This window comes from Paractinoplanes rishiriensis, from assembly GCF_016862375.1.
Taxonomy (GTDB): Bacteria; Actinomycetota; Actinomycetes; order Mycobacteriales; family Micromonosporaceae; genus Actinoplanes; species Actinoplanes rishiriensis.
The window spans coordinates 13,929-30,126 of sequence record NZ_BOMV01000116.1; the positions used below are offsets into that span (position 1 = coordinate 13,929).

Sequence of the window (16,198 nt, forward strand, 5' to 3'; positions counted from 1 at the left end):
CGGCGAACTTTCGCCACCAGGTACCGGTACCGGCGCCACCAGGTACCGGTACCGGGTGCCCGCTGGGATGCCTCGGCTAACGCGCGGCCGGGATCTGCATGATGCGACCGGGGACCGGGTTGAGCGACTCGGCGTCCAGGCGATAGGGGCATTCGCCTGGTGCGAGCTCACCCTCTCTCACGCGGACCACAGCAGAGTCCGCCATCACCTCGTCTTGGACTCAGCAGGCCCTTCGAACACTCCTCACCCTCGCTGCGTCGGCCAGTTGGGTAACCGGCTTCCAACTGGCCCAACGGATGCGGGTTGAGCTGCGTAAACAGACGCAGATGCCGTGGAGGTCGGCGTACAGCCGGCGGGCACCGACGGCGGGCTGAACCGGGCCCGGCTCGAAGCGCTTGAGCTGGGGCCAACAGCCCAACCGGTGGTCACTTGTTCATCGTCTCGGGGCCATCCCCGCAGTGGCCAACTCGTTGGGCGGTCATGGCTTGCTGGGCAGGTCCCGCGCCGAGCGGGCGGACCAGCGGGTTCACCGCCCGGCGCTCACCGATGTTCGGAGAGATCCTGATGCCTACTTCTGGGGACGACGAGCGTCCAAGGGTGCGGCGTGCTCCGTGGCCGTCGACAGCGTTGGCCGCAGCGGAGCGGGCGTTCCAGCTGATCACCTGCGAGCCGCGTCCGCTGAGCTTGGACTGCCGAGGGATTCCCGGCCTGCCCGAGGCGGAGGTACCGCTGGGTAAGCTGCGCCGCCTGCTGCTGCACAACGACACCAGTCGAGAGACCCGCGACGCGGTGTGGCGCCGACTGGTGGTCAACGCCCGCAGCGGGGCGCCGGCCTGGCGAGTCGCCGCGGTAGGTATGGCCACACCCGGTCTGCGCCGCATGGCCGGGCTGCTGGCCCGCAACTGGCACGGCGACTCGTCCGACCGCGATTCCGAAATGATCACCGGTTTCCTGGACCGGTTGGCCGACATCGACCTGAACCACAGCCGGATCGCCGGCAAGCTGATCGATGCCGGCGCCCGGGCGGTCAAGGCCGTCCTCGAACGGGAGTCCACCGCGGAGATCGTGCACACGGCGGCGACTTGGTCGGTGCCGCCACGGCCGACCTTCGATCACCCGGACTGGGTCCTGGCGCGGGCGGTCGCCGCGGGGGTGATCGCCCCCGAGGAATGGGAGCTGATCAGCCAAACCCGCCTCGAGGAGCAGTCGCTGCACAGCGTGGCCGAGCAACTCGCGATCAGCACAGCGATCGCGGCGGCCTGGCGGCGCGCCGCCGAACGCAAGGTGGCCGAGGCCATCACCGACGGCGAACTGGACCGGATCTCCTTGACCGAGGTCATGGCCCGGATGCGGCGCCGCGCCGTCCATCGCCGGCGGCTCGCCGCGACAGCGATGCGGCAGCCCACCTCCGGATCCACGGTGGCACCGGCCACGGCATAGACCGCCACAGCAGTACAGCTCCTCACGGCAGCGGGGGCGATGACCCGGACAGGGTCATCGCCCCCGCTTTTGTGTTTCCGGCACCGATCAGGGGCCCGGGCCGGCCTGGTCGCACAACAGACCCGGTGCTCGTGCGGCGTCCGGCGGGACCGAGGTCCGGCTGAAGTTCCGGTTGGGTCAGTTGGATTCCCGTTGGCTCGCCGGGCCCGATCACCGGCTGAGTTGGCCACCCAACCAGAGCCCTTTGTGGTCAAGGAATCGCCGTCACCGCCGCCGTTTCGGGCGCCGGGGGCGCGGGGTTCCCCGCGCCACCAACGGCCTCACGTCGGCGGGCGGGGACCGGCCGAGCTGGTCGTGTTCCCCCTCATCTCTCGGATCTGTGAAGGAGCAAGGGCTCCCACGGTCCCGCCTGCTGTTCGCCGACGTCCTGCGGTGACGCCTCCCATCCCTTTTCGCAAAGCCCCGCCCGAGCGCGGGGCGGGAGGTGTACCCACCCATGCATCACAAGATCATCAAAGGTGTCGTGATCACGGTCGCGGCCACCGCCACACTCCTGCTCGCCGCCGGGGCCGCGCATGCGGCACCCCCGGTACCGCCGCCCGCCACCTACGATCTGGCCACGGTCATCAACCACCTGCGGTGGTGGGTGTGCGGGATCATCGGCACCGTCGCCACCCTGTTCCTCACCATCGGCGGAGTCCGCTACATGATGGCTCAAGGCGATCCGTCGGAGATGGAACGGGCCAAGGGCAGCTTCAAGTCGGCCGGGATCGGCTACGCGCTCGCCCTGCTCTCGCCGGTGCTGATGACCATCCTGTCCAGCATCGTGCAGGTCTGACATGGCCGATTGGCTCGCCGACGGCATCCTCATCTGGCTGCTGACGCACGTCTCCGACACCATCGACGTGCTGTGGAAACTGCTCGTGCGGATGGTATTCGTCCTCCCGGACGTCACCACCCTGCCGCAGGTGCAGGCGGTGGCTGGCAACTCTCTGGCGGTCGTCAACACCTGCTTCGTGCTGGCGATCGTCGCCACTGGGGTATTGATCATGACCCAGCACACGGTGCAGGTCCGCTACGGTGCTGACGAACTGGTACCTCGTCTGGTGATCGGGTTCGTCGCCGCGAACTTCGCGATGCCGATCTGCAGCCAGCTGATCGTGATCTGCAACAGCCTGACCCGGGCCGTCGCCGGATCATTGGACACCAGCGACGCGTTCGCCCAGCTGTTGCGGATTGTGGTCGGTGCGCTGACCAACGACGGCGAGCGGTTGCTCCTTGTCTGTATCGGGCTGATGATCGCCGTGCTGGCCGGCATGCTGCTGGTCAGCTTCATCGTCCGGATCGGCTGGCTGGTGCTCCTGGTCGGCGCTTCGCCGATCGCGCTGTCCTGCCACGCGACCCCGTTCACCGATCCGGTCGCCCGACTGTGGTGGCGCTCCATCGGCGGGGTGCTGGGAACGGTGACCTTGCAGGCGTTCGCGCTGCACACCACCGTCAACATTTTCCTGAGTCCGGACGCGAACGTGGCGGCCCTGGGTTTTCCGCTCGATCCGACCGGCGTCTTCAATTTGCTGATCATCGCGTGCCTGCTCTGGATCACCATCAAGATTCCGGGGCTGATGCGCAAGTACGTCACGCAGAGCGCCGGCGGCCGCAACGCGGCCGGGATGTTCCTGCGGATGCTGGTGATCCAGCAACTCACCGGCATGATCCGGCTGCCGCTCAAGGGTGTCGGTGCCGCGCTGACCGGGCGCCGCGCGGCCGCACGCGCCGCCACGGGCGGTGGCCCCAATGCGGCCACCACCGCGATCCCGTATTGGCGGCCGCGTATGCCGCAAACAGCCACGCCTCGCCGGATTGGCGCCACCGCCGCGGCGCCGGGCAGTGGCAGCCCGACGACCCGGCCCATCGTTCCGCCGGGCGTCAACCCGGCCACCGCGATGCCCCGGACCCGACCCGCGTGGCGGGGCGGCACCCCGGGAACAGCGCCCGGTACGAGCTTGGTTAGACCGGGCACCGCCCGGCCGGTCGTGCCACCGGGCACCACACCGGCCACGGCGATGCCCCGGACCCGACCTGCGTGGCGGGGCGGCACCCCCACGACATCGCCACCTCCGAGCGCGACCCGGCAGGTCCCAGCCCGGCCGGTCGTGCCGCCGGGTACCACGCCGGGCACCGCGATGCCGCGAATGCGCCCGATGTGGCAGAACCCGTCGCGGCAACCGCCGTCAGGTGGCCGGCCAGGTCCACGACGCCGGACCTGACCGACGCGCCCGCGGTGCCGTCTGCTCTCGTGCCGCCGCGGTGGTCGGGATCAGGCGGCACCGTCCGTGCCGTCATCCCCTTCCTGCACTTTCCCGCTGAGAGGACTGTCTGATGGACGCTGATCTTGAGGTTCGTGCCCGCATTCCCGCTGATATCGAGGCGCCGGACCGCGTTTTCTACCAGTTGACCGCCCGGCAGGTCGCGATTCTGGCCGTCGCCTCCGCGGTCAGCTACCTGTTGTTCTCTGCGACGCACCGGCTGCTGCCGATGCCGCTGGTGGTGGCGGCCGTGATGCCGATCCTGGGCGTGGCGACCGCGGTCGCGCTGGCACGTCGTGACGGCCTGCCGATGGACGTTTGGCTGTGGGCGGCCGTTATGCACCTCCGCGCCCCGCGCCGGACGGCTCCGGCGCCCGAAGTGGCTGCACCGCTACCGGGCTGGGCCCCGGCGAGCTCCACGACGCCGGAGCCGGCGCCGTCGGTGCTGCGGCTGCCGGCCGTGGCGATCGCCGGTAACGGGGTCATCGATCTGGGCGACGGCGGCTCGGCCGCGCTGGTCGCGGCCACCACCGTCAACGTCGGGTTGCGTACCGGCGCGGAGCAGGCCGCCGCGGTCGGCGGCTACGCCCGATGGCTCAACAGCTTGACCGGGCCGGTGCAGATCGTCGTGTCGGCGCAGCGTGTCGATCTGACCAGCCACGCCCAGCGTATCGCCGACGCCGCCGAAACCCTGCCGCATCCCGCCCTCGCAGATGCCGCCCTGGATTACGCCGAGCATCTGCTTGACATCGGTGAGCAGCGCGACCCGTTATGGCGCACCGTCACCCTGGCCTGCACGGCGACCGGCGAACGGGCGAGCGCAGCGGAGGCGATGCGTCACGCCGAACACACCGCTGCCGCGCTGGCCAGCCTCGGCTCGCAGGCCCGGGTCCTGGACGGCGAGACCGCCGCGGCGGTGCTCACTGCTGCGACCGATCCGTACCAGCCGACCGACGCCAGCTGGCCCCGGGCGCTGCCCCAGCACCCGGTCACCGCCGCCGACCCGGACCGCAGGTGACGCGTCATGAGCAGACGTGAACCGAAAACCGGGCAGCGCGGCAAGCGCCGCTGGTGGGGACACCGTGGTCAGCTCGACGACGCGGCCGCCCAGGACCAGGCCGTCCTCGGCGCCGTGCTCGGGCCGGCGGCGATCGAGACCGGGCCCCGGCAGCTGCACGTGGGTGACGGCTTCACCGCCACGCTGATCATCACCGGGTATCCGTCCGAGGTCGGCATGGCCTGGCTGGACCCGCTGCTGTCCTGGCCCGGGCGCCTGGACGTGGTGCAACACATCGAACCGATCCCGTCCGCGACCGCCGCCCGGCGGCTGCGCACCCAGCGGGCGCGGCTGGAGTCCAACCGGCGCGCCGACGCGGAGAAGGGCCGGCTCGCTGATCCAGTCACCGAGGCCGCCGCCGAGGACGCCGCGGATCTGGCCGACCGGGTCGCCCGCGGCGCGTCCCGGATGTTTCGGGTCGGGCACTACCTGTGTGTCCACGCCCCGACCGAAGAAGAGCTCGTCGAGGCCGTCGCCGATGTGCGGGCCGCCGCCGCGTCGGTGCTGCTGGACACCCAGCCGGCGACCTGGCGGCAGTTGCAGGGTTGGCTGTCGACGCTGCCGGTGGCCACCGATCTGCTGCGGATGCGGCGCGTCTTCGACACCGACGCCCTCGCCGCGTCGTTCCCACTGGCCTCAGCCGACCTGCCGGCCCCGCTGCCGGGTGAGGGCGTACCGGCCGGCGGTGTGCTGTACGGGGTGAACATCGCCTCCAACGGGGTGGTGTGGTGGGACCGCTGGAACCAGGACAACCACAACTCCGTCGTGCTCGCCCGTAGCGGCGCCGGCAAGTCGTACCTGGTCAAGCTGGAGACGCTGCGGTCGCTGTACGACGGCGTCCAGGTGTCGATCATCGACCCCGAGGACGAGTACCTGCGGTTGTGCGACGCCGTCGGTGGCACCGCGATCCAGCTCGGGATGCCCGGCATCCGGGTCAACCCGTTCGACATCCCGCCCGGCGAACAGCGCCCCGACGGGCTGCAACGCCGCGCCATGTTCCTACACACCCTGGTCGCGGTGCTGCTCGGTGAGCAGCCGCCGCCGGCCGAACGCTCGGCGCTGGACCGGGCGATCAACGCTACCTACGCGACGGCCGGGATCACCAACGACCCCGCCACCTGGAACAGGCCCGCCCCGCTGCTGCGGGACCTGTCCGCCACCCTGGAGTCCTCCGACCTAGCGGCGGCGCAGAACCTGGCCGCCCGGCTGTCGCCGTGGACCGAAGGCTCGTTCAAAGACTTGTTCGACGGGCCCACCACCTTCCGCCCGCGCGGGCATCTGGTGGTCTGGTCCACCCGGCAGCTCGCCGACGAGCTTCGCGGCCCCGGCATGCTGCTCGCCCTCGACGCGATCTGGCGCGACGTCGACGTCCCCACCGGCCGCGCCGACGGCATCGGCTCCCGCCGACTGGTCGTCGTCGACGAAGCCTGGACCCTGCTTCGTGAGGGCGAAGGCGCCAAGTTTTTGTATCGCCTGGCGAAAGCGGCCCGCAAGCGGCGCGCCGGCGTCGCGGTCATCACCCAGGACGCCGCCGACCTGCTCGGCTCCGAACTCGGCCAGGCCGTCATCGCCAACGCCGCCACCCAAATCCTGATGCGCCAGGCACCCCAGGCCATCGACCTGATCGCCGACACCTTTGCGCTGACCGCTGGTGAGGCCCGCATGCTGCTGGCCGCCGGCCGGGGCGAAGCCCTGCTACTGGCCGGAGCTCATCGGGTGGCGTTCCAAACCGTCGCGTCAGCCCGCGAGCACCAGCTCTGCGCCGGCCTGGCCGACCTGCTCGACGACACCGACTTCTAACCCCTGAGGGAGCATCCATCTTGTTCACCACTGTTGTTGCGGCGAGCCCTGATCCGGCGCCGCCACCCCCGCGATACGGGCCCCCGGAATTGCACTTCCCGGGGCTGCCACAACTCGAATCCGCGCTCTCCTGGGCCGGCCACCATCCCTGGTGGCCGGCCCTTCTGCTTATCGGGCTGGTCCTGATCCTCACCGTCATCAGGGTCGGGATCGACAACGCCCGGCACCGGCGGCTGACCTCACACGCCCACCAGATCCACATCACCCCACCGCCGGAAGTCGACCCGGCCGGCGTCGCCGCCTGGTGGGCCAACCTGTTCGAACTACTCGCCCCCACACCGTGGCGGCGCCTCCTCTACGGCACCCCGCACGTCGCCCTGGAATACCGGTGGGCCGGGCGGGAGCTGACCGTCGTGGTGTGGCTGCCCGGCACCATCGCGGCCGGGCCCGTCGCCGCGGCCGCCCGCGCCGCCTGGCCCGGCGCCGCGGCCACCGTCACCGACGCCCAGCCACCGATCCCCGCCGACGCCTTCGCCGTCGGCGGCGCCCTCGCCCCGGCGATGCCGGCCTGGTACCCCCTGGAAACCGACCACGACGCCGACCCGATGCGCGCCCTGGTCGCCGCCGGCACCGACCTGCACCGCACCGAAGCCGCCTGCGTGCAGATCCTCGCCCGCCCCGCCAGCCCCCGCCGGGCCGCCGCGCTGCGCCGCGGCGCAGCCGGCCTGCGCACCGGCACCCCGCCCGGCGGCGGGCTGCTCGACCCGACCACCTACCTACGCGGCCTGCTGAACGTCACCACGGAGATGCTCACCCCCGGCCGCCCGCCGAGGCCCGCCCGCCCCGGCTACGGCAGCGGGCGGGCCGCCACCGCGGACCCGATCCGGGATCGTGACGCCCGGCCGGCGATCGACAAGAGCATCACCGCACAGTGGGAAGTCGCCATCCGCTACGCCGCCGCGAACACCGGGCACCGCCGCGACGAGAAGGTGCCCGACGCGCTGAAGCGCCGGCTGACCACGACCGCGCACGGCATCGCTTCGTCGTACGGGATCTACAGCGGCCGCAACCGGCTGCGCCGCCTCAAACTCGCGGTCCCGGCTCCATCGCTGGCCGCGCGCCGGTACCGGCGCGGGTTCCTGCTGTCCGCCGAGGAACTGGCGACCATCGCCGCCCTGCCCACCGACGTCGCCGTCGCCGGGCTCGACCGGGCCCGCGCCAAAGCCGTGCCGGCACCGGTAGCGATCCCGTCCGGCGGACGCGGCACCAAGATCCTCGGCAAAGCCGAGGTCGGCGGCCACTCCGTCGCCGTGAACCTGATCGATGCCCGCCAACACTTCCACGTGCTGGGCGCCACCGGCTCCGGCAAGAGCACCGAGATGTGCCACATGGCCATCGACGACGTCAAAGCCGGCCGCGGCGTGGTCGTCATCGACCCCAAAGGCGACCTGGCCCTGGACATCCTCGACCGGCTTCCCGCCTCGATAGCCGACCGGATCGTCATCATCGACCCCGACCAGCCCCGCGGCGCCACCCTCAACCCGCTGTCCGGCTTCGACGACGACCTGGTCGTCGACAACATCGTCTCGATCTTCTCGAAGATCTTCCAAAGGCACTGGGGACCCCGCATCGACGACGTGCTGCGGGTGGCGTGCTTGACGCTGATGCGGCACGCCAACGCCAACCTGACGCTGGTGCCGCCGCTGCTCAACGACAAGCAGTTCCGGGCGCCGTTCACCGTCGGACTCGACGACCCGGAAGGGCTCAAGGGGTTCTGGGAGTGGTACGAGTCCACCCCCGCCTCGCTGCGGGCCCAGGTGATCGGCCCAGTATTGGCGCGGCTGCGGAGCTTCCTGCTGCGTGACTTCGTACGCAACACGCTCGGCGTCCCGAAGTCCAGCTTCGACATGGGCAAGGTCCTCAACGGCGGCATCCTCATCGCCCGGCTCCCCAAAGGCCAGTTGGGTGAGGAAACCGCCAAACTGATGGGCTCGTTCGTGTTCGCCAGCGTCTGGCAGGCCGCGACCGCCCGGGCCCGGCTGCCCGAGGACCAGCGCCGCGACGCCACCTGCTACATCGACGAGTCCCACAACATCCTCAATCTCGCCGGGTCGGTCACCGACATGCTCGCCGAGGCCCGCGGCTACCACCTCTCGCTGGTCCTGGCCCACCAGAACCTCACCCAACTGCCGCGCGAAACCCAACTGGCGCTATCGGCCAACGCCCGCAACAAGCTGTTCTTCAACTGCTCCCCGGAAGACGCCCACCAGCTCGCCCGGCACACCATTCCGCAGCTCGACGAGCACGACCTGTCGCACCTGGACGCCTACATCGGCGCCGCCCGGCTTGTCGTCAACTCCCGGGAGACCGCCGCGTTCACCCTGCGCACCCGGCCGCCGCTGGACGTGGTCGGGCAGGCCAGCATGATCCGCGAAGCCGTCGCCCGGCCCGAGGACACCCAACCGGCCGCGATCGAGCAACTCGCCCGACGCAATGCACGCCGTAAAGCCAGACCGGCCGGCCGAACAACGGCGGGCGACGCTGCGCCAGAGGCCGACGATTCCACGAATGGGTCCGGGGCGGTCGCATGACTGGTCCCGTCGCGCGTTACTTGAGTCTCGGTGCCGGTGTCCAAAGCTCGACGCTGCTGCTCCTGGCCATCCAAGGGCGGATCCCATCCTTCGACGCAGCCGTCTTCGCAGACACCGGCTGGGAGCCGGCCGCGGTCTACTCGCATCTGCGGCGCCTGGAGGAACTCGCCGCAACGGCCGGGACCCCGATCGTGCGGGTGTCGGCCGGCAACATCCGCGACGACGCCCTGAACCCGCAGCACCGGTTCGCGTCCATGCCGCTGTTCACCCTCGGCCCAGACGGCGAGAGAGGTATGGCTAGGCGCCAGTGCACCTCGGAATACAAAATTCGTCCTATTAAGACAGAAGTCCGGCGACGGCTCGGCTACCCGTACCCGGCGCGGGTCCCCGCCGGCGTGTTCGTGCAGATGGCCATCGGTATCTCGGTCGATGAGGTCCAGCGGGCACGCGACGCGGACGTGGCCTACATGCGCAACACCTTCCCCCTGCTCGATCTAGGGTGGCGGCGCGGTGACTGCTCGGCGTTCTTAGCCGAGCACGGACTGGCGGACACCCCACGGTCGGCGTGCCTCGGTTGCCCGTACCGGTCGGACCTGGAATGGGTGAAGGTCCGCGACAACGACCCGGCAGGATGGTCGGACGCCGTCGCGTTCGACGCCGCGATCCGCCGCGGCTCTGCACGGGCCAACGCGGCCGGCCAACCCCTGCGCGGACGATTCTTTCTGCACCGGCAGCGCATCCCGCTCGAGCAGGTGCAACTACGGCCTCAACGCGGCGACGAGGACGAGGAACAGGGTTGCGGGCCGTGGACGTGCCCGCATCCCACCGCCGCAGCCGAGTTCGACGCCCCACCCGATCGGACCCCACGGTGACCGGCAGCCGACGCACCGGGACTCAGCCCGGTGCTGAAGCGGCCGGCACCAGGGCCGGCGGGCCGAAACCGGTTTCGACCGGCCCGGGTTCCGGGCCGGGTCTACCCCCGGGCACGCCGGCAGACCGCGACAGCACCCCGGCCGGCACCCAACCGCCCAGCTCAAGGCCCGTATCGGGGCCGGCCAACCGGCCCCGAAATATCCCTGAGGGGGATACCTCCCGACCGGGGGTCGGTCCCTCCGGTCCGACGTCCCGCCGCACCCCGTCACCGGCTCCCTCGCTCGCGGCGATCTCCCCGCGTCTGGAACCCCGTGACTACGTCCTCGCTCATCTACTGCACGAGCATCGGACGCTGACCACCGAGCAGGTCACGGCGATGCTGTTCACCTCGCCGCGGACTTGCCGCAACCGGCTCAACGTGCTGCGCCGCCTGGGCTGGATTGACTGGTTCCAGCCGATTAGGCCCGGCACTCGTCTGCCCGTGCACTGGATCGCCGGGCCACTGTCAGCGCGTTACGTCGCGCTGGCCACCGGTGGCCGGGCACCCACGGCGAAAGCTCTACGCGAAACGCAGGACCGCATTGTCGCCGCGACCTCCCACCTGGTCCACACCGTGGGCACCAACCAGTTCTTCGTCGACCTGATCGCCGCCTCCCGCCGCGGTAGAGGGCGGTTGACGCGGTGGTGGGCAGGCCTGGTGATCGCCGGTGCCACCGGACGGCGGGTGCACCCGGACGGCCACGGCGTCTGGCAGGACCGTGACGCGACGGTCGCCTGGTTCCTGGAGTTCGACACCGGCACTGAATCCCTGCCGGTAGTCGCGGCGAAACTGCCGCCGTACCGGCGGCTGCGTGAGGCCGGCGGCCCCGGCTGGCCGGTGCTGATCCTGCTGCCCGGCCCCGACCGGGAAACCCACCTGCACCAGCACCTGTCGAGGGCTGGGCGCATCGGCGTCACGGTGGCCACCGCCACCCACGCGCCAGCGCACCGCGACCCGACCGGCCCGATCTGGCGGCTGGTCGGCAACGGCCGCCGCCGCCACCGGCTGACCGACCTGCCCGCCGAGATCGGCGTGGCGGGCGGCTTCCACCCGGGACCGCCCATTCCCGAGCAGGACCCGCTCTACCTGCTCGGCTAAATCCGCCGCCGACTGATCTCGGCGGCGTCATCCGCGCACGGGCGCCGCCCTCTGCGCGTCTGCGCCCGCCCAGCTGGTGCCGGTTCATCACCGGCGCTCGCAGGGCGGGCGCAGCTCCTTTTTGACCCCAACCCTTGAGGAGTCCATTGACTAACCCCACACCGACAACCGACTCGCCGGTGACCCGGCCGAAGCGGCTGCTGACCCAGAACCGCGAACTACGCGCCATCGGCGTCTGGAACTGGACCCTGCCCGCCTGGGCAGGCCGGCTGCCGGACGGCCGGACCTACAACACGTGCCCGTCGGCCGGGATCTGCGCTCGCCTGTGCTACGCGCGGCAGGGCACCTATCTGTGGCCGGTGGTTCGCAACAAACACCAGGCCAACCTGGCATTCGTCCTCGACGACTTGCCGGGCTGGGAAGCCGCGATGCTGGCCGAGCTCTCCGCGAAGCGGTTCAACGGCGCGTGGATCCGCATCCATGACAGCGGCGACTTCTTCTCCGATGATTACTTGCGGGCGTGGCTGCGGATATGCCGGGCCCGTCCCGACCTGCACCTGTACTGCTATACGAAGGAGGTCGACCGGTTCCGGCGCATCGTCGAGGCTGACCCGCCGCCCAACTTCTTGTGGGTGTACTCCTACGGCGGCACCCAGGACCGGGACCTGAATCCCGGCGTCGACCGGGTCGCCGACGTGTTCGCAGACGAGCAAGCCATCGCCGACGCCGGTTGGTCCTCACAAGAGGCCAGCGACCTGCTCGCGGTCCTCGGCCCTCACCTGGTCGGGATTCCCGCCAACCGGATCCGCGCCTTTCTCAAGGCCATGCAGGGCCGGCGCTTCAGCGACCTGCAAGCCGACGCCGACGCAGCCCGTGCCGCCCGTCGCCGCCGCACCTGCGGCACCGGCCGCGCGCACGTAAGCGGCACCATCGCGCATGCCCCGGCGCGGGTGTCCGGCGGGCGTTCCTCCGGCGCGGTGAGGGCCGCGACGGTGCATTCCGAGGAGCCGGGACCTGGCCAGGGTTGAGCCGTACTACGCCGACGAGACCGTCACGCTGTACCTCGGCGACTGCCGCAACCTGCTACCCGAGTTGTATGCGGATCTGATCATCGCCGATCCGCCGTACGAGCAGACCTCGCTGAGCTGGGACCGGTGGCCCGCCGGCTGGCTGACTGCCGCCGCCAGCGTCGCGAACGCGATGTGGTGCTTCCTGCCGCTGCGCCAGTTCGCGATGCCGCCCTACCGGGGCCAGGAATTCGCCGCCGCCGGATGGCGGCTCTCCCAGGACCTCGAACCGGCCGCCGACACCGCCGAGGACCACTGGACCTGGGAGAAACACAACGGGTCCGGCTTCAGCACCGACCGGCTCCGCCGCGTCCACGAAACGGTGACCCACTGGTACCGCGGCCGCTGGTCGGCCGTTCACCATCAGGTTCCCACCGTCCCCGGTCAGATCCGGCCGTCGGCGACCATCGCGCACCGCAGCCAGCCGACCCACACCGGCCGCATCCGATCGGCCGGCTACACCTACGGACCCACCCGGCTGGCCCGCTCCGTGGTCCGGGTGCGCTCCGCGCACGGAACGGCGATCCACCCGACCCAGAAACCGGTCGAGCTGCTCGATCTGCTGATCCGCTACGGCTGCCCGCCGGGCGGTGTCGTCCTCGACCCGTTCTCCGGGTCGGGATCGACCGCGATCGCGGCCCGCGCCGCCGGCTGCCGGGCGATCCTGATCGAGGCCGACGAAGCGCACTGCACCCGTTCGGCCCACTGGCTCGCCACCACCTGAGTCGCCCTCCCGTAACACCAGTGGCCTAGCCGCCCGGCGCCAGGCCCAACTGAGGGATCCGAACCCAACTGACCAACCAGACCCGCACGCAACCTGACCCAATTGGTTCCTGGAACACGGCAACTTCGCTGGTCAGCCCACAAGTGCGGGGCCGGGCAGCGCCACCGGAACCAGTTGGGTTAGCGGGCTACGGTGAGAGCTCATTTCACCTGAACCCCCACATCGCACCGCTCGCACCACTTCGGGCTCTGCCCGCCGCGGTCCGGAAACCGCACGTGCCCACCGGCCATACGACCGGTCGGCTGCGATCTTCCTCCCGGCGCCCACCGCCCAACCCGCACCACCTAGGACCACCGCGGCTTCGCGCCTCACAGGCACCACCCCGGGCGACACCATCGCGGGCCTGACCGGCAAGCACCTTACCGGCTTCTTCTGCGCCCACGACAGCAGAAGGCTGTCACCCGCGAGGTTGCCCTCCCGCTCCGGGGCCACACCGCCCGCCCGATCGGCTCACCGACGCACCGTCACGACGGCCGCCGTCAGCGATCCACACGGATCGGTTTCCTGTCGGATCTGCCAGCCATCTACACCACCACCTTCACCCGCCACACAGCCCTGCGCATTTCCGAGGGGCGCCTTCTGCGTGCCCGCATGCGATCACCGAAGGAGGACCATCATGTCCAACACCATCGCGACCGCCACTCCCGACGGCAGCTCGTCGGGCACCACCGCACCCGCGCGAACCGTCATCGTCTGCCTGCCCATCAACACCGATCCGCAGTTCCTGCCCGCGCTGGGCCACGCCCGGCTCGCCACCGCCGGCTACACGGTGCTCGGCACGGTCCTGCGCTTCCCGGCCCCGGGCCGCCGCGCCCGCAAGCACCTCGACGTCCACCACGGCTTCACCTGCGCAGGCCCGATCGGTCTGCTCGACCTCGACGGCATGCGCCGCGCCGCCGCCGCAGCCGCCGCACAGACCTGGCAGCACTGGAACTACATCGTCGCCGGCACCCCCATCGCGCGGCCCTGGTGGGTCTTCGCCGACCGGTACATCGCCGACCCGGCCCGCTACCCGATCGCCCAGGCCCAGCAGGACTACCTCACCCAGCCCCGGATCCTGGCGATGCGCGCCTTCAACGCGCTGCACCACAACGCTCTGCCGACCGGTGAGCTGGAAGCCCTGCAACAGGGCCTGAACACCTACGCCACCCTCGGCCAGCTGGCTGCCGTCGCCGCCGACGGTCTCGCCACCGCCGACGGCTGCATCCTCATCCCCGCCAGCACCCGGCTGGACGACCAGCTGACCTACCTGCACCACGCCAACCACCACCTCGCGGCGCTGCCGGCCAACCAGCCGATCACCGCGTACGCCGTCACCACCCCTGCCGCCTAACGTCCCAATCAGCGAAGGAGCCGTCATGTCCGTGTTGGACACCCTTTACCGCGGCCCGCTCGCCGAGCGTGCCCGCCGGCACCGGTGGGACCAGCCGTGCCGCACCACCATGCTGGTTTGCCTGCCGGCCCGAGCCGGCCGCACGAGCATCGAGGCCCTCGGCGAGGCCCGCGCCCGGCTCGCCGGTCACGCCGTCACCGGCCACGCCGCCCTCGACAACGCCCACTTCCCGCTCTGGCGCCACCCCGGCCACGCCGAACAGCACCTGCTGATCAGTCCGCGCATCACCGCCGGCCGGGACACCATCTCCACCTGCGCGGGCGCACCGATCGGGCTGCTGGACCTGAACACCACCGCCGAGCGGCTTCTGACGGTCGCGGTGGCCGGCCACGCGCGGTGGGCGCAGATCGTGCAGGACACCCCGGCAGCGGCCCCGTGGTGGCCGTTCCTCGACCGCCACCACAGCGAACCCGAGCAGTACCCGCTCGAGGCGGCACTGTCCGACTTCGCCGCCCAACCGCAGGTCGCCGCGATGCTGCGACACGACGCCGGCACCGTGGCGGCGCACCGGTTCGACGGCGACTGCTACGGCCCCGGCCTGTCCGCGCTGCACGTCGGTGCCGTCACCTACGCCGACTACCTCACCGGCGTACTCACCTACGGCGGCGGCCTGCTCAGCCTCGACGGTGACCTGCTGGTGCCGTCCTGGACCGACCTGCTGGTCGAACAGTCACTGAACGAACGAGCCAGCTTCCATCAGCAGGCCCGCGGTCATCTGACGGCGCTGAACCCGACGACCGTCGTCGTCGCGGTCACCTGCCACCGCTAGCTCTCCTTAGCTCCAATTCCGGCGACGCCGTTGCGCTGAACAAACCCGATGTCCCTTTCTGGCCCGGTCACGATCGTTGCCGCAGCCACTAAAAGGGGTGCGGCATCCGCGGCCGGGCGGTCCCTGAAATCCCAGGAGTATCTGATGTCCACCGCGCACCCGACCGATTCCGCCGACACCAACCTGAACCGCCCGATCCGGCACGTACTCAGTGACGAGAGCATCACCGACATCCTGACGGTGATCCGCGAAGCCACGAGCACCAGCCAGCTTCTGGAAGACACGATCCGCGCGCTCTACCGAGCGATCCTCGCTGGCAACCCCGCTGCTGCGAGCTCTGCAATCCGGCCCGACAATTACGCGCTGCCCGCCACCCAGTGGCAGGCCATCATCAGCGCGGCCATCGGCCGGGCTGAACAGTGGGGCACCCAGGCCGTAGTCGTTCTGGACCTGGCAATGAACCTGATGCCCCGCCGATACGACGACCCGACGGTGCCGGAGCCGCACATGCCGCTGCCGGACTACCGGCCGGCCGTGCGCACGATCGAGTGGGCAAGCGACGCCATCGACGTGGTCACCGCCGTGTCCGCCCACCTCGACCAACTTCGGGCCGTCTATGGCCCCGCCTCGCTGCAGTTCCTCGACGCCGCCGACAGCTGGCAGCGGGCCCTGACGGCGATCATCACCATGAACCTCGGCGCGACGGCCACGGTCAGCAAGGACGGGCCGATGAGCTTGCTCGTGCGTACTGGCAGCGGACTGATCTACGCCGCCACGTTCCACGCCGACGTACGCCGCTGCACCGTTGCCGGCTGCGGCGCACATCTGCGAGACGACGGCACCATCCCGGCGTCCCACGCAGACCATCCGGTGCCCGAGCACCAGCACATCGCGTCCTACCCGCTCGACGGCCCGCGCCCCGGTACCTGGTCACTGCACTCCTGACGATTCGTCCAGGACGACAACCGCGGCGACCGCCT

12 protein-coding genes and 1 pseudogene are annotated in these 16,198 nt (G+C 70.7%); all 13 read left to right on the forward strand.

All coding sequences use genetic code 11. The annotated features are described in order from the left end of the window. Positions 1 to 597 precede the first annotated feature (597 nt). The 13 genes and pseudogenes from Ari01nite_RS47025 (at position 598) to Ari01nite_RS47085 (ending at position 16,163) form a co-directional block, all read left to right on the forward strand. Positions 598 to 1,440 carry a hypothetical protein gene (locus tag Ari01nite_RS47025; RefSeq protein WP_203790971.1) on the forward strand — a complete coding sequence of 281 codons (843 nt, stop codon included), beginning with the start codon at positions 598 to 600 and terminating at the stop codon, positions 1,438 to 1,440. 496 nt (positions 1,441 to 1,936) lie between these two features. Next, the gene (locus Ari01nite_RS47030; protein WP_203790972.1) at positions 1,937 to 2,278 is read left to right on the forward strand and encodes a pilin; all 342 of its coding nucleotides are present in this window, start codon (positions 1,937 to 1,939) and stop codon (positions 2,276 to 2,278) included. A gap of 1 nt (position 2,279) precedes the next feature. Further along, the gene (locus tag Ari01nite_RS47035; RefSeq protein WP_203790973.1) at positions 2,280 to 3,707 is read left to right on the forward strand and encodes a hypothetical protein; all 1,428 of its coding nucleotides are present in this window, start codon (positions 2,280 to 2,282) and stop codon (positions 3,705 to 3,707) included. Between the two features lie 112 nt (positions 3,708 to 3,819). Further along, a complete protein-coding gene (locus tag Ari01nite_RS47040; RefSeq protein WP_203790975.1) occupies positions 3,820 to 4,764 on the forward strand; it encodes a PrgI family protein in 945 nt (314 codons plus the stop codon). 6 nt (positions 4,765 to 4,770) lie between these two features. Then, positions 4,771 to 6,603 (forward strand): VirB4 family type IV secretion system protein, encoded by a 1,833-nt coding sequence (locus tag Ari01nite_RS47045; protein ID WP_239163635.1) that lies wholly within the window; start codon positions 4,771 to 4,773, stop codon positions 6,601 to 6,603. A gap of 20 nt (positions 6,604 to 6,623) precedes the next feature. Beyond that, positions 6,624 to 9,194, forward strand: a complete 2,571-nt coding sequence (locus tag Ari01nite_RS51200) for a type IV secretory system conjugative DNA transfer family protein (RefSeq protein ID WP_275410950.1) — start codon at positions 6,624 to 6,626, stop codon at positions 9,192 to 9,194. After that, positions 9,191 to 10,066, forward strand: coding sequence for an adenine nucleotide alpha hydrolase family protein (locus tag Ari01nite_RS47055; RefSeq protein WP_203790976.1), 876 nt, complete (start codon positions 9,191 to 9,193; stop codon positions 10,064 to 10,066). The genes Ari01nite_RS51200 and Ari01nite_RS47055 overlap by 4 nt, the downstream gene beginning before the upstream one ends. Next, a complete protein-coding gene (locus Ari01nite_RS47060; RefSeq protein ID WP_203790977.1) occupies positions 10,063 to 11,205 on the forward strand; it encodes a replication-relaxation family protein in 1,143 nt (380 codons plus the stop codon). Before Ari01nite_RS47055 ends, Ari01nite_RS47060 begins: the two co-directional genes overlap by 4 nt. 146 nt (positions 11,206 to 11,351) lie before the next feature. Beyond that, positions 11,352 to 12,098, forward strand: a pseudogene (locus tag Ari01nite_RS47065) (GP88 family protein); the annotation flags it as partial. 199 nt (positions 12,099 to 12,297) lie between these two features. Further along, positions 12,298 to 12,996 carry a DNA-methyltransferase gene (locus Ari01nite_RS47070; protein WP_239163637.1) on the forward strand — a complete coding sequence of 233 codons (699 nt, stop codon included), beginning with the start codon at positions 12,298 to 12,300 and terminating at the stop codon, positions 12,994 to 12,996. A 676-nt stretch (positions 12,997 to 13,672) separates the two neighbouring features. Beyond that, positions 13,673 to 14,389 (forward strand): hypothetical protein, encoded by a 717-nt coding sequence (locus tag Ari01nite_RS47075; protein ID WP_203790979.1) that lies wholly within the window; start codon positions 13,673 to 13,675, stop codon positions 14,387 to 14,389. Between the two features lie 25 nt (positions 14,390 to 14,414). Then, on the forward strand, positions 14,415 to 15,218 hold the full coding sequence (locus Ari01nite_RS47080; RefSeq protein ID WP_203790980.1) for a hypothetical protein: 804 nt from the start codon (positions 14,415 to 14,417) through the stop codon (positions 15,216 to 15,218). 144 nt (positions 15,219 to 15,362) lie between these two features. Further along, on the forward strand, positions 15,363 to 16,163 hold the full coding sequence (locus tag Ari01nite_RS47085; RefSeq protein WP_203790982.1) for a hypothetical protein: 801 nt from the start codon (positions 15,363 to 15,365) through the stop codon (positions 16,161 to 16,163). The last annotated feature ends 35 nt before the right edge of the window (positions 16,164 to 16,198 follow it).